This is a genomic window from Streptomyces sp. NPDC058457 (assembly GCF_042720695.1).
Lineage (GTDB): Bacteria > Actinomycetota > Actinomycetes > Streptomycetales > Streptomycetaceae > Streptomyces.
Map to the genome: position 1 here is coordinate 84,144 of NZ_JBHXLU010000020.1, position 20,316 is coordinate 104,459.

4 protein-coding genes and 1 pseudogene are annotated in these 20,316 nt (G+C 70.1%); all 5 read right to left on the reverse strand.

Going from position 1 to position 20,316, the window contains the following annotated elements:
* Positions 1–1,689: 1,689 nt before the first annotated feature.
* Positions 1,690–15,984, reverse strand: a pseudogene (locus ACFWPS_RS18470) (amino acid adenylation domain-containing protein); the annotation flags it as partial.
* Positions 15,985–16,157: 173 nt separating this feature from the next.
* The gene (locus ACFWPS_RS18475) at positions 16,158–16,439 is read right to left on the reverse strand and encodes an acyl carrier protein (RefSeq protein ID WP_383706275.1); all 282 of its coding nucleotides are present in this window, start codon (positions 16,437–16,439) and stop codon (positions 16,158–16,160) included.
* A 13-nt stretch (positions 16,440–16,452) separates the two neighbouring features.
* Positions 16,453–18,126: an acyl-CoA dehydrogenase gene (locus ACFWPS_RS18480; protein WP_383706277.1), complete on the reverse strand. Its 1,674-nt coding sequence runs from the start codon at positions 18,124–18,126 to the stop codon at positions 16,453–16,455.
* Positions 18,116–19,873 (reverse strand): acyl-CoA dehydrogenase family protein, encoded by a 1,758-nt coding sequence (locus ACFWPS_RS18485; protein ID WP_383706279.1) that lies wholly within the window; start codon positions 19,871–19,873, stop codon positions 18,116–18,118. The genes ACFWPS_RS18480 and ACFWPS_RS18485 overlap by 11 nt, the downstream gene beginning before the upstream one ends.
* The gene (locus tag ACFWPS_RS18490; RefSeq protein ID WP_383706281.1) at positions 19,870–20,079 is read right to left on the reverse strand and encodes a hypothetical protein; all 210 of its coding nucleotides are present in this window, start codon (positions 20,077–20,079) and stop codon (positions 19,870–19,872) included. The genes ACFWPS_RS18485 and ACFWPS_RS18490 overlap by 4 nt, the downstream gene beginning before the upstream one ends.
* Between the last annotated feature and the right edge of the window lie 237 nt (positions 20,080–20,316).

Genomic DNA, 20,316 nt, shown 5'->3' on the forward strand with positions numbered 1-20,316 from the left:
GACCAGTCGGGTCGCCAGCAGGGAGTGGCCGCCCAAAGCGAAGAAGTCGTCCTCCACGCCAACCCGGTCGAGTCCCAGGACCTGCGCGAACGCCTGGCACAGCAGCTCCTCCTGCGCCGTGGCCGGTGCCCGGCCCGCGCCGGCGGCGTACTCGGGGGCGGGCAGGGCCTTGCGGTCCAGCTTGCCGTTCACCGTCAGCGGCAACTCCTCCAGCACCACCACCGCCGACGGAACCATGTAGGACGGCAACCGCCCAGCCACGAACTCACGGACATTGGTGGCCAGTTCGGTGCTGTCGCCGTCCCCGACGACGTACGCGACCAGGCGCTTGTCACCCGGCACGTCCTCACGCGCGATCACCGCGGCCTGCGCCACCAGCGAATGCGCGGCCACCGCCGACTCCACCTCAGCCGGCTCCACCCGGAAACCGCGGATCTTCACCTGATCATCCGCACGGCCCGCGAACACCAGCCGACCATCCGCCGACCACTTCACACGGTCACCCGTACGGTACAACCGCCCACCCGCCACACCGAACGGGTCCGCGACGAACCGCTCACCCGTCAGGCCCGGGCGGTTCAGATAACCGCGCGCCAACCCCGCACCCGCCACATACAGTTCACCCGCCACACCAACCGGTGCGGGCTGCAGGCACTCGTCCAGCACATACACCCGGGTACCGTCCAACGGCCCACCGATCGGCAGCACCTCACCCAGCACCTCCGGCGAACCCACCTCGTGCTGCGTGGCGCACAGCGTCACCTCCGTCGGCCCGTACAAATGCCGCACCACCACACCCGCACTGGCCTCCAGCACCCGGCGCACCGCACCCACCGGCACCACATCACCACCCGTCAACACCTCACGCACACCCGCGAAACACTGCGGATCCTGCTCCGCGATCACCCGGAACAGGCCCGCCGTCACATGCACATGCGACACCGCGCAGTCGACCAGCAACGACCGCAGCACCCCCGCATCCACCGCACCCGTCGGCGCCACCACCACCGTCGCACCCGACAGCAACGCCACCCACACCTCATACGAGGAGGCATCGAAGGCATGCGGGGCCTGGAACAACACCCGATCCCCCGACCCCACACCCCAATGCGAAGCCAACGCCAACTCCACCAGATCCCGCTGCGTGGCCACCACACCCTTGGGCACACCCGTCGAACCCGAGGTGTACATCACATACACCGGGCACTCCAAACCCACCCCCACATCACCCACCAGAGCCGACCCGGCCGGCACCTGCCCACCGTCAACCACCAGCACCGGCGCTTCCACCGACCCCGGCACCCGCGAGGCAGCATCCCGCGTGGTCAGCACACACACCGGCGCCGCGTCCTGGAACACGAACGCGATCCGCTCCGACGGATAATCCACATCCACCGGCACATACGCACCACCCGCCTTCACCACCGCCAGCAACGCCACCAACAGCTCGACCGAGCGCTCCATCACCACACCCACCAGCGACTCCGCGCCGACCCCGCGCTCCCGCAACACACCCGCCAACGCAGCAGCCCGCACATCCAACTCCGCGTACGACAGCTCCACGTCCCCGCACACCACCGCCACCACATCCGGCGTCCGCGCCACCTGCGCTGCAAACACCTCCGCCACCGACAACACAGGAGCAGCAACACCCGTGTCGTTCCAGCCAGTCAGCAGCCGCTCCCGCTCTGCCTCACCGAGAACGCCGACCTCTCCCAGCCGCGTCTGCTCCGGGGCATCCTCCAGGGCCGCGACCAGATTGCCCAGGCAGGTGTGCAACAGCGATCCCACCTGCTGCGGGTCAATCGAAGCCACCGCGTCGACGGTCAGGCCGAACCTCGTCTGATCGTCGTCGACGGCAATGCTCAGGGGGTAGTTGGTCAGGTCCCGCGTGGAGAGCACGCCGACGCCCTCGAAGCCGGAGTCGAAGTTCCGCGCGGCGGCCTGATTGTGCCGGTAGTTGAAAATCGAGGTGAACAGCGGGCTGCCGCCCGTCATCCCGCTCGCCTGCTGCGCCAGCGACAGCGGCGCGTGCTCGTGCACCAGCAGCCCCGCCAACTGGTACCGCATCCCGGACAGCGCCCCGCGCACGCTCTGCCCGTCCAACCGCACGCGCACCGGCAGCGTGTTGAGGAACAGACCCGGCACCCGATCGGCACCCGCCCCGGAGTTCATCCGGCCGAACAGCAACGTGCCGAACACCACGTCGTCACGGCCGCTGACCACACCCAGCACCCGCGCCCACGCCAGGTGGAAGACGGTGGCCGCACTGACGCCCTCGCGCCGCGCCAACTCACGAATCCGGCAGGACAGTTCATCGTCCACCACGAGGCGTGCCTGGTGGTTGGTACTGCCGTCGCCGTACGCGTCCAGCACACCGAACGGCGCCGTCGTCTCGGTAACATCCCCGAGCACCTCCGCGAAGTACCGCTCGTGCTCCTCGCGCGGCGTACCCAGGCGGGCCTGCGCCACGAAGTCGCGGAACGGCAGCGGCGCCGGCAACGCGTCGGCATGGCCGGACATGAACGCCCGAAGCTCCCCGAGCAGCACGTCCACCGAGGTGTGGTCCTGCACCAGGTGGTGGGTTCGCAGCAGTGCCAGCCAGCGGTCACCGCCGGGCTCCGCCGCGATGTGGACCGTCATCAGGGGCGCCCGGGTCAGATCCATCCACGATCCGCCGATCGCCAGCAACTGCTCCACCGGGTCGGGGCCCTGCGGGTCCAGCACGACCTCCTGGACCGGCAGCTCCACCCGACGCGACACCACCTGCACCGGCTCGGCCAGGCCGTCCCACACGAACGCCGTGCGGTAGACGTCATGCCGGTCGATCACCTCCCGCAGCGCGTCCAGGAACGCGTCCACGCGCTCCCGCGAGTCGAATCCCAACACCGACGGCCGCATGTAGACATCCGCCTCGGACCCCTGATCCGCCATCAGATGGTGGAAGAGCATGCCCTCCTGGAGCGGGGCGAGCGGGTAGACGTCGGCCACATTGGCCGCACCGCCCTCGACCGTGGCCACGATCCGCTCGATCTCGGTGGCGTCCAAGTCCACCAGGGGCAGCATCTCCGGCGTGATCTCCCGCGCGTCGACGGGAATGGCGTTCGCCGGCACCACGACCCCCTCGGAGGCCTGTGCGGCTGCCAGCCCAGCCACCGTCGGCGTCTCGAAAAGCGCCCGCACCGCCACGGACACACCCCGCACTCGCAGACGTTCCACCAGGGCCACCGCCAGCAGCGAATGGCCGCCCAGCGTGAAGAAGTCGTCATCGACCCCGACCGCCGGCAAGCCGAGGACCTCGGCGAACGCCTCGCAGAGGATCTCCTCCCGCACACTGGCCGGCGCACGGCCCCCACCCGTCGTGTGCTGCGGAACGGGCAGGGCCTTGCGGTCCAGCTTGCCGTTGACCGTCACCGGCAACGCGTCCAGCAGCACGACCGCCGACGGAACCATGTAGGACGGCAACCGCTCACCCGCAAACTCCCGCAACAGGGGCACGAGTTCGTCCGACGGCGTGTCCGAGCCAGCCGGAACGGCGTACGCCACCAGGCGGATGTCACCCGGGACGTCCTCGCGAGCGACAACCGCGACCTGGGCCACGGCAGAGTGGGCGGCCAAGACGGCCTGGACCTCGCCGGGCTCGGTCCGGAAGCCGCGGATCTTCACCTGCTCGTCGGCACGGCCCAGATACACCAGCTGCCCATCGGCGTTCCAGCGGACCCGGTCACCCGTGCGGTACATCCTCCCCCAGCCTTCGGCCGGGGGGACCCCCATGCCGCTGCCGAACGGGCAGGCCACGAACCGCTCAGCCGTCAAACCGGCACGACCCACATACCCGCGCGCCAACTGCACACCCGCCAGGTACAACTCACCCTCGACACCCACCGGCACCGGGGACAGCGAACCGTCCAGCACATACACCCGGGTATTGGCCACCGGCCCACCGATCGGCACCACCGCACCATCGCTGACGGCACAGCGCGCCGCGGTCACGTCCACGGACGCCTCCGTGGGCCCGTACAGGTTGAACAGCGGCACACCCGCCAGCAGTTCGAGGAACCGGTCCCGCAACGGCGCCGACAGCGCCTCACCACTGCAGAACACCGCCCGCAGCCCGGTACAGTCGGCGGCCGCCGGCTCACGCAGGAACGCCTCCAGCATCGACGGCACGAAGTGCGTCACCGTGATGTTCTCGCCCTGGATCAACTCGACGAGATAGCCGGGCTCCCGGTGCCCACCCGGACGGGCGAGCACCAGCGCCGCGCCCTGCACCAACGGCCAGAAGAACTCCCACACGCTGACGTCGAACCCGAACGGCGTCTTCTGCAGCACCCGATCCCCGACACCGATGGCCACGCCAGGGATCTCCTGCATCCAGGCGAGCCGGTTCACGATCCCCTCGTGCGGCACCGCAACGCCCTTCGGACGCCCGGTGGAGCCCGACGTGAAGATCACATACGCCGGATGCGCAGGCAGCACCCCCACCACGGGAGCCTGCGCCGGCAGACCCGCCGACTCCGCGACCACCGCGGGATCGTCCACTGCAACCCGGGCCACGCCATCCGGCACCACCCCGGTCAGGGCGGTGGTGCTGAGCACGCACACCGGCCCGGCATCGGCGAGGACGGCTTCGATACGACCGGCCGGATACTCCGGATCCACCGGCAGATACGCACCACCAGCCTTCACCACCGCCAGCAGCGACACCACCAGCTCCACGCCGCGCTCCATCACCACCGCGACCACCGACTCCGGGCCCACACCCCGGCCGATCAGCAACCGCGCCAACCGGTTCGCCCGCGCATCCAACTCCCCGTACGACACCTCGACACCCTCGAAGACCAGCGCCACCGCGTCCGGCGTCCGCGCCACCTGCGCCGCGAACAGCCCCGGCAACGTCGACGGCTCGACCTCGACCGCCGTGTCGTTCCACTTCTCCACCACCAGTCGGCGCTCATCCGCACCCAGCACGTCCAGCGCCGCGAACCGCGCCTGCGGATCCTCCTCCAACGCGGTCACGAGCTGGAGGAGGCAGGTGTGCAGCATCGCGCCCACCTGCTCCGCATCGGCCGGTGCCACCGCGTCGATGGTCAGGCTGAACCCGTTCCCGTCATCATCGACATTCGCGACCAGGGGGTAGTTGGTGCGCCCTTCGGCGGCAAGGATCCGCACTTCCTCCAACCCGGTGCCCAGACCCGCGCCGAGCTCCGTCGCACCGCCGCGGCCGTTGCGGTAGTTGAAGAGGGCGGTGAACAGCGGGCTGCCGCCCGCCACACCGCTCGCCTGCTGCGCGAGCACCAGCGGCGCGTGCTCGTGCACCAGCAGCTCGGCCAACTGCTGCCGCATCCCGGCCAGCGCCTCGCCCACCGCGGAGGTGCCGACCCGCACCCGCACCGGGAGCGTGTTGAGGCACGGACCCTGGAGCCGGTCGGCACCCGCCCCGGCGTTCATCCGGCCGAACAGCACCGTGCCGAACACCACATCCTCACGACCGCTCACCGCGGCCAGCACCCGCGCCCACGCCAGGTGGAACACCGTCGCCGGACTCACGGCCATCCGGCGCGCGATGGCCCGCAGTCGAAGCGTGAGCTCAGCCTCCACCGAGGAACGCGCCGATACTGCGGTCGTGCCGTCTCCGTGCACGTCCAGCAGGCCGAACGGGGCGGTGGTCTCGGTGACGTCGCCCAGCAGCCCGGCGAAGTACCGCTCATGCTCCTCGCGCGGCACACCGAGGCGGGCCTGGACGACGAAGTCGCGGAACGGCAGCCCCTTGGACAGCGACTCACCCTGCCCTGTCAAGAAGGCACGCACCTCCCCCAGCAGCGCGTCCGTCGTTGTGTCATCCCGCACCAGGTGGTGGACGCGCAGCAGGGCCAGCCAGCCGTCGCCATCCGGTTCGGCGGCGATGTGCACGTCCATCAGCGGGGCACGGTCCAGCTCCATCCAGGCGCCGCCGATGGACAGCAACTGCTCCGCCGCGTCCGCACCCTGCGGGTCCAGCACGACTTCCCGGACCGGCAGTTCGGCGTGTCGGGCCACGACCTGGACCGGCTCGCGCAGACCCTCCCACACGATCGCCGTGCGGTACACGTCGTGCCGGTCGATCACCCGCTGCAGCGCCTTCAGGAACGAGTCGAGCCGCATGCGGGAGTCGAACCCGAGCACCGTCGGCCCGGCATACACATCCCGCTCACCCTCACGCCCGGCCTTTATCAAGTGGTGGAAGAGGATCCCCTCCTGGAGCGGGGCCAGCGGGTAGACGTCCGCGACGTTCGCAGCACCACCGGGCACCTTCGCCACGATCAACTCGAGCTCGGCCTCGGTCAGCTCCACCAGCGGCAGCATCTCCGGGGTGATCTGCGTGGCGTCCTCGGGGATGAGGTTCGCCGGCACCACCACCTGCTCAGAACCCGCCTCGACCGCCAAGCCCGCCGGGGTCGACGTCTGGAACAACGCCTTCACCGACACCGAGACCCCACGCGCCCGCAACATCTCCACCAACGACACCGCCAACAGCGAATGCCCACCCAACGCGAAGAAATCGTCATCGACGCCGACGCTCTCCAACCCGAGGACCTCGGCGAACGCCTCGCACAGGATCTCCTCCTGCACCGATGCCGGCCCACGACTCGACACCCCACCCGCCGCCGCGAAGTCCGGCGTGGGCAGCGCCTTGCGGTCCAACTTCCCGTTGCCCGTCAGCGGCAGGGCGTCCAGCACCACCACAGCGGAGGGCACCATGTGCTCCGGCAACCGGGCGGCGACGAAGGTCCGCACCCCGTCCGCGAGCGTTTCGTCCACATCCTCCGGGTCGTCCGCGACCACATAGGCGACCAGGCGCTTGTCCCCCGGGGTGTCCTCGCGGGCGATCACGGCCGCCTGGGCGATCAGCGGGTGAGCCGTCAGGGCACTGGCCACCTCACCCGGCTCGATCCGGAAACCACGGATCTTCACCTGCTCGTCCGCACGGCCCAGGAACACGATCTCGCCATCACCCGACCACTTCGCGCGGTCACCCGTGCGGTACATCCGCCCCCCGCCTTCGGCCGGGGGGACCCCCATGCCGCTGCCGAACGGGCACGCCACGAACCGCTCCGCGGTCAAGCCAGGACGGCGCACATAGCCGCGCGCCAGCTGAGCACCCGCCACATACAACTCACCCTCCACACCCACCGGCACCGGGTTGAGGCGCTCATCCAGCACGTAGAAGCGGGTGTTGGCCACCGGCGAACCCACCGGCACCACCCCACCCGACGTCAGGCGGGTGGTCGCCACACCGATCGTGGTCTCCGTCGGACCGTAATGGTTGAACACATCCCGCCCACCGGCAGCCGCCAGCAACTCCGCCACCCACGCCGGCGAGGCGGCCTCACCACCCAGCACCACCGACCGGCCCGGCAGCACCCGCTCCAAACCACCCACCGCACCCAGCGCCGCCAGGTGCGAGGGCACCACCTTCAAGAAGTCGATCCCGTGCTCGGCCAGGTAGTCGCCCACCAGGCGCGGATCGGTGACCGCCGCCTCGTCCAGGACATGCAGCTCACCACCCGACAGCAGGCTCGCGAACAGCACCGTGTTCCCCAGGTCGGTCGCCTGCGCCTGCAACAACGCATACCTACCGCCTCCGAAACCGACCCGGGCCGGCACCGAGGAGACGTAGTTCGCCAGACCCCCATGCGTAACGGCCACGCCCTTCGGACGACCCGTCGAACCGGAGGTGTAGATCACATACGCCAGCGACCGCGGATCCACCGCCACGCCAGGCGAGGTGGGCGCCGCCGCCGCCAACTGCATCGCCGTCAACGTGCCATCCACCGCCACCAGACGCACACCCACCGACGGCAGGTCCTCCAGCACCTCATCAGTGGTCAACACCAGCTGCGCCCGCGAATCCTTCACCGTGAACGCGACCCGCTCCGCCGGCTGGGACACGTCCACCGGCAGGTACCCGGCCCCCGCCTTCCACACCGCCAGAATCCCCGCGATCATCTCCACACCACGCGGCAACGCCAACCCCACCACCGACTCCGGACCAACACCCTGGCTGACCAGATAGTGGGCAAGGCGGTTCGCCCGCGCATCCAACTCCGCATACGACACCGACACACCATCGGACACCACGGCCACCGCCTCCGGCGTCCGCGCCGCCTGCGCCTCGAACACCTGCGGAACCATCAACCCGGATCCGGCCGCAGTGGTGTCGTTCCACTCCGACAGCACCCGGCGACGCTCATCCGCACCCAGCACATCCACCGCGTCGACCCGGGCCTGCGGGTCATCGGCCATCGCCGTCAGCACCCGCACCAGAGAGCCCGCGACCCGACCCGCGACACCATCATCGAACAGATCCGCCGCCGCCGTCAGCATGCCCCGGATCCCCGCCGGCGCGCCCTGCGCACCGAACGCCTCACCCACGATCACATCAAGGTCGAACTTCGCCATCGCCCGACCCAACAACAACGGTTCAGCCCCCAGGCCAGGCAGATCCAGCGCACCGCCATCCGCTACCAAGCCGGTGTTCTGAAGGGTCAGGACGACCTGGAACAGCGGGTGCCGGGCCAGCGAACGCGCCGGCGCCAACTCCTCCACCAGCCTCTCGAACGGCACATCCTGGTTCTCCAGCGCGCTCAACCCCGCCTCGCGCACCCGACCGAGAACCTCCTCGAACGTCGGGTCCCCCGACAGATCCGTCCGCACGACAACCGTGTTGACGAAGCACCCGACCAGATCGTTCAACGCCTCATCCGTACGCCCGGCGATCGCCGACCCGATCGGGATGTCGGCCCCCGCACCCAGCCGGCTGAGCGTCACCGCAACAGCCGCCTGCAGCACCATGAACATGGTCACACCACGCGCACGCGCCAACTCCACCAAACGCCCGTGGAGTTCGGCCGGAACATCCAACTCCACGGTGTGGGCACGGTGCGACGCAACCGCCGGACGCGGCCGATCGAACGGCAGCGGCAGCTCCTCCGGAGCCTCCGCCAACGCCTCACGCCAGTACTCCACCTGACGCGACAACACACTCGACGAATCCTGCTCGTCACCCAGCAACTCCCGCTGCCACAAAGCGAAATCCGCATACTGCACCGGCAGCGACTCCCACATCGGAGCCACGCCACCCAACCGCGCCGCATACGCCGCCGACAGATCCCGCACCAGCGGAGCACTCGACCAGCCGTCCATGGCGATGTGGTGCGACAGCACCATCAGCACATGCTCAACCGAACTCACCGCGAACAGCGTCGCCCGCAACGGAATCTCGGACGAGAGGTCGAACGCATACCGGCCCGCCTCAGCCAGTGCGTCCTCGAGCCCCTCCGACGCCACCTCGACCACCGAGAGCTCGAACCCGCACTCCGCCACACCGAGAACCCGCTGGTACGGCTCACCATCGACTGCCGGGAACACCGTCCGCAGCACCTCGTGCCGCCCGATGACATCCCGCAGCGCCTCCGCGAGGGCCTCCCGGTCCACCTCCCCGGACAAGCGCAAAGCCATCGGAGTGTTGTAGGTCGCGCTCGCGCCCTCCAACTCACCGAGGAACCACAAACGGCGCTGCGCGAACGACAACCGCACCCGCTCCGGACGCTCCATCGCACGCAGTGCCAACCGGCCCTCACGGGCCTGCCCAAGCCGTCCCGCCAGACTCGCCGGCGTCGGCGCCTCGAACAGTTCACGGACCGCCAACTCCACACCCAGCACCGAACGGATCCGACTCAGCAGCCGCATCGCCAGCAACGAGTGTCCACCCAGCGCGAAGAAGTCGTCATCCACCCCCACCGCCGACAGACCCAGAATCTGCGCAAACGCCTGGCACAACAACTCCTCCTGCACTGTCGCCGGCGCCCGACCCGCACCCGCCGCATACTCCGGCGCCGGCAGCGCCTTGCGGTCCACCTTGCCGTTCACCGTCAGTGGCAGCTCGTCCAGCACCACCACCGCCGACGGAACCATGTACGCCGGCAACCGCTCAGCAACGAACTCACGGACGGATGAGGTGAGTTCGGCACTGTCGCCGTCCGCGATGACGTACGCCACCAGGCGCTTGTCACCCGGCACGTCCTCACGGACCGTCACCACGACCTGCTCCAGGCCCGGGTATGCGGCCAGGACTGCCTGCACCTCACCCGGCTCGATCCGGAAACCACGGATCTTCACCTGCTCGTCCGCACGACCCGCGAACACCAACTCGCCGTCGCCCGACCACTTCGCCCGGTCACCCGTGCGGTACAACCGCCCACCCGGCACCCCGAACGGCGACGCCACGAACCGCTCCCCAGTCAACCCCGGACGACCCAGATACCCCCGCGCCAACTGCCCACCCGCGACATACATCTCACCCGTCACACCCACCGGAACCGGCCGCAGGAACTCGTCCAGCACGAAGACACCCAAACCCGGGATACCGCGCCCGATCACACTGCCCGACCCGCCCTCACCCGAGGACAGCTCGCGGAACGTCACATGCACCGTGGTCTCGGTGATGCCATACATGTTCACCAACCGCGGACCATCATCACCATGACGCCCCCACCAGTCGCTCAGCCGGCCCGGATCCAGCGCCTCGCCACCGAACACCACCGCACGCAGCGACGCCACCGCCCCAGGCCGCTCCTCCTCCACAGCCGCCAACTGGTAGAACGCCGACGGGGTCTGACTCAGCACCGTCACCCGCTCACGCTCGATCAGCGCCAGGAACTCCTGCGGCGAGCGCGACACCTCATACGGGACCACCACCACCCGCCCCCCGTGCAGCAGCGCACCCCACAACTCCCACACCGAGAAATCGAAGGCGAACGAATGGAAGCACGACCACACATCGCCCGCCCCGAACCCGCCGAACAACGGCCCGGCCTGCGCGAACAACCCGGTCACACTGCCGTGCGACACCACCACACCCTTGGGCCGACCCGTCGACCCCGACGTGTAGATCACATACGCCGGATGCCCCGGCAACACCACACACTCCACCGCCCCACCATCCAGCGCCGCCAACTCCCCCACCACCGACGGTTCGTCCAACACCGCCACCTCCACACCGAACCCACCCAGCCGACCAGCCAGCTCAGCACAGGTCAGCACCAGACACGCACCCGCATCACCCAACGTGAACCCGATCCGGTCATCCGGATACGCCGGATCGATCGGCAGATACGCGCCCCCCGCCTTCACCACCGCCAGCAGCGCCACCACCAACTCGACCCCGCGCTCCAAACACACCCCCACCACCGACTCCGCACCCACACCACGCCCCACCAGCAACCGCGCCAACCGGTTCGCCCGCCCATCCAACTCCGCATACGACACCTCGACACCCTCGAACACCACCGCCACCGCATCCGGCGTCCGCGCCACCTGCGCCGCGAACAACCCCGGCAACGTCGACGACGCCACCTCGACCGCCGTCTCGTTCCACTCCTCCAGGAGCAGGCGACGCTCATCCGCGCCCATCACATCCACGGCGCTCAACCGCGTCCCCGGCTGCGCCGTCACCGTCTCCAGAACCTGGACCAACCAGCCCGCGATCCGCCGCACGGTCTCCGCATCGAACAAGTCCGCCGCCGCCAGGAGCACACCCCGCAAGCCGGCCGGCGCACCGTCAGCGTCGAACGCCTCGCTCAGGTTCAGGTCCAGGTCGAACTTGCCGAGTACCAGGCCGGTCGGCACGCGGTCGGCGCGCAGACCGGGCAGCTCCAGCCGTGCCGACTCCGTGTTCTGCAGGGTGAGCACGACCTGGAACAGCGGGTGGCGTGCCATCGACCGGGCCGGCGACAACTCCTCGACCAGCCTCTCGAACGGCACGTCCTGGTGCGCGAACGCCCCGAGACTGGCCTCCCGGACCCGCTCCAGCACCTCGTCGAAGGTCGGATCACCGGACAGGTCGGTCCGCACCACCAAGGTGTTGACGAAGAACCCGACCAGATCGTTCAGCGCCTCATCCATACGCCCGGCGATCGGCGACCCGATCGGGATGTCCGCTCCCGCGCCGATCCGGTTCAGGGTGACCGCCAACGCCGCCTGCAGCACCATGAACAGGGTCACCCCCCGCTCACGCGCCACCTCCAGCACCCGCGCATGCAGCTCGGCCGGGGCATCCAGCAGCACCTCGTGCCCACGGTACGAGGCGACCGCCGGGCGCCGGCGATCGGTCGGCAGCTCCAACTCCTCCGGCGCCCCCGCCAACGCCTCCCGCCAGTACGCCACCTGCCCGGACAGCACACTGTCCGGGTCCTGCTCGTCGCCGAGCAACTCCCGCTGCCACAACGCGTAGTCCGCGTACTGCACCGGCAACGGCTCCCACACCGGCGCCGCACCGCCCAGCCGTGCCGCGTACGCCACCGACACATCCCGCAGCATCGGCCCCGTCGACCAACCATCACCCGCGATGTGGTGCACCAGCACCACCAGCACATGCTCCTGCGGCGCCACCGCGAACACCGTCGCCCGCACCGGGATCTCCGCCGACAGGTCGAACGCGTAACCCGAGGCCTCGGCCACCGCGCCGTCCAGCTCCCCCGGCGCCGCCTCGATCACCGCAAGCTCGAACCCGCACTCCTCGACCGGCAGGATGCGCTGGTACGGCTCACCATCCACCGCCGGCAGCACCGTGCGCAGCACCTCGTGCCGCCCGATCACGTCCTTGAACGCGGCAGCCAGCGCCGCCTGGTCCAACGCCCCGCTCAGTCGCAGCGCCACCGAGGCGTTGTAAGTAACGCTGGAACCCTCCAACTGCCACAGGAACCACAGCCGCCGCTGCGCGAAGGACAACGGCACCCGCTCCGGACGCACCAGCGGCACCAATGCCGCACGCGCTTCGGTGACCGCCGATTCGGCCAGCCAGGCCGCGACCCCGGCCGGCGAAGGCACCTCGAAGAACACCTGGATCGGCAACTCGACGTTCAGGACCGTCCGGATCCGGCTGATCAGCCGGATCGCCAGCAGCGAGTGGCCGCCCAGAGCGAAGAAGTCGTCGTCGACGCCGACCCTCTCCACCCCCAGCACCTGCGCGAACACACCGCAGAGGATCTCCTCGTGCACCGTCGCCGGACCGCGGCCGACGGCCTTGGCGGTGGCGGACAGATAGTCCGGAGCAGGCAGGCCGGCGCGGTTCAGCTTGCCGTTGGCCGTCAGCGGCAGCACGTCCAGCACCACCACCGCGGAGGGCACCAGGTACCCCGGCAGCCGCTCGGCCAGGAACACGAGCATGAGCTCACTCAGTCGCGCGGCGTCAGCCGTCTGCGCGGCGGCGGCGGGAACGACGTAGGCGACCAGGCGCTTGTCGCCCGGGAAGTCCTCGCGGACGACGACGGCGGCCTGTGCCACCGACTCGTGCGTGGCCAGCACCGCTTGCACCTCACCCGGCTCCACCCGGAAGCCGCGCACCTTCACCTGCTCGTCCGTACGGCCCAGGTGCACCAGTTCGCCGTCGGTGGTCCACCGCACCAGGTCGCCCGTCGCGTACATCCGCTCGCCGGCCGGGCCGAACGGGCAGGCCACGAACCGCTGCGCGGTCAGACCGGCACGACCCACATACCCGCGCGCCACCTGCGGACCGGCCACGTACAACTCACCCGCCGCACCGACCGGAACGGGGCTCAGCGACCCGTCCAGCACGTAGGCACGGGTGTTGGCCACCGGCACCCCGAGCGGCACCACGCCCGCGGCAAGCGGCTTCCGGTCGAGTCGGCCGGCTACCACGCCGATGGTCGTCTCAGTGGGCCCGTAGTGGTTGAACACACCACGGTCACCGGCCACTTCGAGCAGTCCGGCGACCAGCGTCGGCGACGCCGCCTCGCCGCCCAGCACCAGCGCCCCGGCCGGCATCAGGGCGGCCAGGCCGGCTGCCGCGCCCAGCGCCGCCAGGTGCGAGGGCACCAACTTCACGAAGTCGATGCGGTTCTCCGCCAGGTACTGGGCCACGGCTGACGGATCGGTCACCGCGCCCTCCTGCAGGACGTGCAGTTCACCGCCGGTCGTCAGGCTCGCGAACACCACGGTGTTACCGAGGTCCGTCACCGTGGGCTGCAGCAGCGCATACCTACCGCCCGGCGTACCGAAGCCGACGTGTCCTGGCACCGCGGCCACGTAGTTCGCGAGCCCGCGGTGCGTCACAGCCACGCCCTTGGGCTTGCCGGTCGAGCCGGAGGTGTAGATCACATAGGCCAACTGGTCGGCCATCACGTCGAGTTCCGGCGCATCGGTGGGTCGTGCGAACAGCTCGGCCAGCACCGTCGGGTCATCCAGGGCGATCGTGCGCACACCCTGGGCTGCCAGCTCCCCGATCAGCGCCGCTTCGCCCAGCACGTGCCCGGCCCCGCTGTCGGCCAGCAGCCGGCCAAGCCGCTGCGCCGGGTACGCCGGGTCCAGCGGCAGGTACGCCGCCCCCGCCTTCCACACCGCCAGGATCGCCTCGATCGCCTGCAGGCCGCGTGGCAGGCACAGACCCACCAGCGACTGCGCGCCGACTCCCTGGGCGAGGAGGTGGTGCGCCAACCGATTGGCTCGCGCCTCCAGTTCGGCGTAGCACACCGCCGTGCCGTCGGCTACCACGGCAACCGCCTGCGGCGTCGCGGCCACCTGGGCCGCGAACCGCTGCGGTACCGGCAGGGCCGCGCCGGGTACCACGGTGTCGTTCCAGGTCTCCAGCACCAGCCGGCGCTCAGCCGGGTCGAGCAGGTCGACGGTGCTGACCGAGGCGGTGGCCGCAGCGCTGCTGAGCCAGTCCAGCACGGCCAGGAACCGGCGGCTCACCGACGACGCCGCTTCGGCGTCGTAGTGCTCGCGGTTCATCTCGATGAGGGTCTGCACGCCGCCCTCGGCCGCCTTGCCGAACACGTCGATCTTCAGGCCTTCGGCAGGCCCGCTGGAGAGGGCGGTCCAGGTGATCTCGCAGTCGCCGAACCCGATCTGGCGGTCGGCCACCATGACGTCGACGATCATGTCGTACAGCGGGGTGCCGCCGACCCGCTTCAGGTCCCTGAGCAGGTCCGGGTACTGGTAGCGCTGGTGACGCAGACCGCTATGGACCGCTCGCTGCGTCTGCCGCGCGAGCTCCTCGACGGACGTGCCCGGACGGACCCTGAGCCTGATCGGCATGATGTTCGATGTCATGCCGGGGATGCCCACCTCACGCATGCTCGTGCGGCCGCTGGCCGACACTCCGAGCACGACGTCCCGCGCACCGGTGGACCGGTGCTGGTAGACGGCCGACGCGGCGATCACCAAACCGGCGAAGCTGACCCGAAGCCGCTTCGCGGCAGCCCGCAGCCGAGCGGTCGCGTCGACTCCGAGATCCTGCTGGTGGGTCACCGGCCGGCCGGCGAGGCGCCGCCCCTGCGACCCCTCGGACGCCGTCTCCTCCTCATGGTCCGAGAACGCCTCCAGCCAGAACCGCCGGTCCCGGTCACGCTCCTGCGAATCCCGGTAGACCTCGTCGGTCTCGATCAGCTCCGACACCGACCGCAAAGCACTCTCGGCCGGATCCCCACCCGCCCGAAGCACCCCGTACACCTGGGACAGCCGCTCAGCGAACTGCGACAGACCATTACCGTCGAGAACGATGTGGTGAGCACGCTGGTACCACAGGAAGCGATCCGACCCGAGCACGAAGAACGCATGCCCCGACAGCGCCCCACCCACCAGCTCCACCGGCGTGTCCAGGTCAGCCTGGATCCACTCCTGCGCCACCGCACGCGGATCAGCCTCCCCCCGCAGATCCGCCACGTGAACCGGAACCTCCCCGGCCTCCCCCAGGAACTGCCGCGGCGTCCCGCCCTCCACACTCAGGCGCAGACGGAAAGCCTCCGCCTCCTGCACCGTGCGGCGCAGCGCACGCACGAAGAGATCCGCGTCGAGTTCGCCGTGGATCTCCGTGCAGTCACCGATGTTGTACGCCGGATTGTCAGGCGCGAGCTGCTGCGCGTACCAGACCCCCAGCTGGCCGGACATCAGATCCCACGGACCCTGTGCGGAGGCACCCATTCTCGTATCCCTCAATCGATCGACGCACTCTGGAAGAACAAAGGCAGGACGCTGAACCACGGCACCGGGACCGCGCGAATCAACCAAACCGACCCATGACCCCGTCGGACCCCGCCGCCGGCAGACAAACGTGCACCAAGAGCCCTGCGGGCCTTGAAGGCCCTGAAGGCCCTTCAGACCGGCGGCAGTTCGGCCACCAGGCCGGCCAGGTGAACGGTCAGAGCCGCAACCGTGTCGACATCCCACACCAGGGTCGGCTCCACGGTCACACCCAACTTGTCCTCGATGTCCCCGCACAACGCGAAGGCGTACACCGACTCCAACCCGTACTCGGCGAGCGAGACACCCGGATCGATCTCCCCCACCGGCGTCTCCAGGTAATAGGACACCCGCTCCATCAACCACCGTTCGATGTCCTCACCCGACACCCGCACACCCACTGTCCGATCAGTCATCGAAGTCCCTCTCTCATCCCGAAACATGACGTGCGGACAGGTCGAGGAGCCGCCCGTCCTGGAAGCGCTCGACAGCGATGTCGAACAGCGCCTGCTCGGCACTCGCGCGCTCGTCCGGAGTGAGCACCGGGGCGCCACCGAGGCGTCCGGAGAGCCGGTCGAGGATCCCGAGGAGCGCCGCCTCCTGCTGACGGTCATCGCTGCGCCAGACCGCGAGCCCGGCGGCGGCGGCGAGCAGCACCGGGTACCGGTCGGCCACCGCGTAGGCCTCCGGAGAGGCCCCGATCGTGAGGTCCGAGGGAGCCAGTGCGGCGCACTGGTCGCGCAGCGCGAGCACCTCGTCCCTGAAGCGCACTGCGAACCGACCGACCGGGCTCCCGGCCGACTCGCGCTCGGCGGTCTCGGCCAGCACGCCGATCAGCCCGTCACCGGACAGCATGCCGACGGCGAGCTGGTCGAAGTCCAGCGGCGGCAGATCCGCGCCGAGGTCGAACAGCTGCTGAGCGGCGGCCGGGTCGGCCAGCCAGGACTTCCGCGCCAGCCGGGGCAGTTGCGGCAGGATCAGCACCAGGCAGGCGGAGCGCGAGATGTGGGCGAAGGTGGCCGGAGCGGCGTCCCTGACGAGCTTCTGGAACATCGCGTAGGAGCCCTCGCGGAGGTAGCCCTGGGCGCCCATGACCGCACGCAGATCCTCGAAGGCGTCCAGTACGATCCGTGACGTCAGGTACTTCACCGCCGGTGCGTAGAGCAGCGTGGCCTCCGGGGCCAGGTGCAGCGCCCGGAGTCCGACGCCGCAGAAGGCGTCGACGGCCAGCAGGTCGGCGTAGGCGCGTGCGAGGGCGGCGCGCACATAAGGCAGGTCGGCGGCGAAGCCACCGTAGAGGCGCCGCTCGTGCACGCACTCCAGCGCCAGACGCAGCGCGGTGTCCAACGGCCCGACGAGGATGGCCGGGAGCACCACTCGGCTGAGCTGGTAGGCGCGCAGGGCGTTCTCGATGCCCTGGCCGGGCCGGCCGAGCATCGCGTTGCCGGGGATCGGGCAGTCGGAGAACCGCAGTCCGCCGAGTTGCACTCCGTTCATGCCGGAGCTGGGGAACCGCGGCAGATCCAGCACGCGGTCGGCCGGCAACTCGCCCCGGGTGACGAAGAACTGGCTGTGGCTGCGGCTGCCCGCGACCTCACTGGTCCGTGCGAAGAGCACCATGGCCTCGGCACGGCGCAGATTGGTGACGATCTCCTTGCGCCCGGTCAGCAGCCAGCCGTCGTCGCTCGGAACGGCAGCGCACTCGGCGTGCGCGAAGTCGTTGCCGTGGTCGAGTTCGTGGAAGGCGGCCGCGATCCGGCCGCCCCCCAGCAGGATCTCGGCTGCCTTCGTGCGCTGCTCGTGCGTGCCGGCGGACCAGATGTTGACCGATCCGAGGAGGGAGCTGAAGCCGTAGCCGAGGCCGAGGCAGGGGTCGCGTCGCCACAGCTCCCGCTGTACTTCGGCAAGCCGGTCGGCCCGCACCAGCCGGCCTCCGTACGCGGCGGGCACGAACTCGGCGTTCATGCCGTAGGCGTCCAGCAGGCGTTCGCCCTCGGCGAGCATCTCGTGCCGCTCATCGGCGGCGAGGACGGCGGCGTAGCCGACCGGGTTGTCCGGGTCCCGTGGGTCGCCGAACAGTGCGTCCAACTTCTCAGCGCTCACGTGAGTCCTTCCCCTGCTGAAGCGTTCGGGGCGCCGGCGCCCCGAACGGGGTGACGGGGGCACCGGTGTTCGCGGCGTCGACGATGAGACCGGCCAGCGTGGCGTCGAGCCGGTCGTCGCCGGGCGCGGCAACCGGCAGCGGCACCCGCAGTACCGCGGCGAGCCTGGCCAGCAGGGCGCGCAGCGCCGCCCGCACCCAGAGGCCGTCCTGCCACAGCGGCTCCGCCGCGTGCTCGGATTCACCCGTGGCCCACAGATGCAGGCAGGCCGCACCCGCGTAGCAGAGCTCATAGGCGGCGGCCAGCTCGTAGGCGGCCATGGCGGGACGGGCGGCGGGCGCCACGTCGGCCATCTGGCTGTGCAGGTAGTCGGCCATGGCGCCCAGTACGACGGCCTGGTCGGCGAGCCCGGTGGGGGCGGGCCGGCTGCCGATCGACTCGACGAGTGCGGGCAGTGCCTGCACGACGGAGCATCCCTGCCGGGACAGCATGGTCAGTGCGCCCCGGTCTACGTGGCGGACCGGACTGCCGATCGAGACGGCTTCCGCCAGTCCGGCCGCATCGACGGTGCCGGTGGCGAAGCCACGGACAAGCTTGGGGAACTGCTGCACCAGGGCGGCGCGGTTCACCGGGGTACTGCCGTCGAACACCGCCACGATCTGGTGGTCGCGCCACACCTTCTGGAACGCGCCGTACTCGTAGACGTCGGAGAGGAAGGAACGTGCGCCGAGCAGTTCGGCGAGCTCCCCCAGCGTGGCGTCGACCAGGGTGGGCGCGAGTGCCTTGGCAGCCGCCGAGGTCACGCTCATCTCCGCGGTGAGGCTGTGGATCGAACGGGCGGCGACCAGCGCGGTCGCTTCCGTAGCCGTCAGCAGCGCGGCGCTGCGGGCCAGGACCGAGGCGGGGAAGGGCCGTTCGGCCAGCGGGCGCTTCTGGATGACGCGCACCGCGGTGAACCGGGCGGCGAGTCGCAGCGCGTGCTCACCGGCACCGAGGGAGATGGCGGTGCACATCGTCCGGGTGAACTGGAGCGCGAGCAGCACCGTCTCCAGGCCGCTTCCCTCCGGGCCGAGCAAAGCGTCGGCCGGCAGCAGCGCACCGTCGAACTCGATGCCGGAGATGTCGATCCCGCGGATGCCGTGCGTCAGCACCTTCGGCAGGGTCCGCCAAGTACCCGGCTGCAGCACCGACTTGTCGACGAGGAAGAGGCTCTGGCCACGCCCGGAGCCGTCCCGGCCGGTGCGCGCGAGCAGAGTGAGGTGGCTCGAGCGGGTGGCGTTGTTGATCGGCCACTTCACGCCGTCGACACGGTAGCCGTCGGGCTCCGCCGTGGCGGTGGCGGAACCGCTCAGCAGGTCGGCACCGTGCTCCGGCTCGGACAGCGCCCAGGCCACCGGCGAACCTGACATCACCGCGTCAGCGGTGGCTCTGGCCTGCTCCGGGTTGCCGGCGATCCAGATCGGGGCCACGCCCAGGTACGTCTTGGCGTGGGCCGTCAGTGCACTGATGTCACGGCGAGCGACGATGCGCCAGAGCCGGATCATCTCCTCGTGGTCGGACAGCGCGCCGCCCCACTCGGTCGGCACGTAGTAGGCCGACAGGCCCAACCCATCGAGGCGGGCACAGAAGTCCGCGGGGAACTGATCGTTCTCGTCGAGTTCCACGGACCGGCGGGCCGTCTCGTCGAGCGAGCCCAGGGCTTCGTCGAGGGCGGCCGCGATCCCGGCGCCCGTGCGGGTGGCGGTCACCTGAGGTCTCCCGCCGCCAGGCGCCGCACCTTGGGGTCCAGTTCGCGCGGCGGGGTGAGCCGCACCGGCTCCGTGAAGCTGAGGCTCTCGTTGTCTTCCTCGGCGGTGCCACGGGTGACGGTGAGAGCGGCTTTCTCCGGGTGACGCGCGATCCGCGCGTCGAAGGCAGCTCCCAGGCTCTGGTAGCCGCCGAGATCGAAATCCATGCTGTTCCCCCAGGCTGCTGCTCCGTCAGTCACTGTTGTTCCGGGGTGCGGCGCACCGTTCCGACTCCTACCTCAGCCGAGATGCGGTCGCCTCGCGTCGCCGTCCAGGCCGGACTACTCGCGAAGCGCACATCAGCGGCATCGGTTGCGTCGGCGTTAGGGATCATGGCGGGGCCCGCCGACCACTATGCCCCAGCCCTCGTCGCTCGGTAAGTGGCAGAGTGCACGCCGGCCCTG

Coding starts and splice junctions, on each gene's coding strand:
- ACFWPS_RS18475 (WP_383706275.1), bottom strand. CDS start 16,439: ATGACTGATCGGACAGTGGGTGTGCGGGTGTCGGGTGAGGACATCGAA.
- ACFWPS_RS18490 (WP_383706281.1), bottom strand. CDS start 20,079: ATGGATTTCGATCTCGGCGGCTACCAGAGCCTGGGAGCTGCCTTCGAC.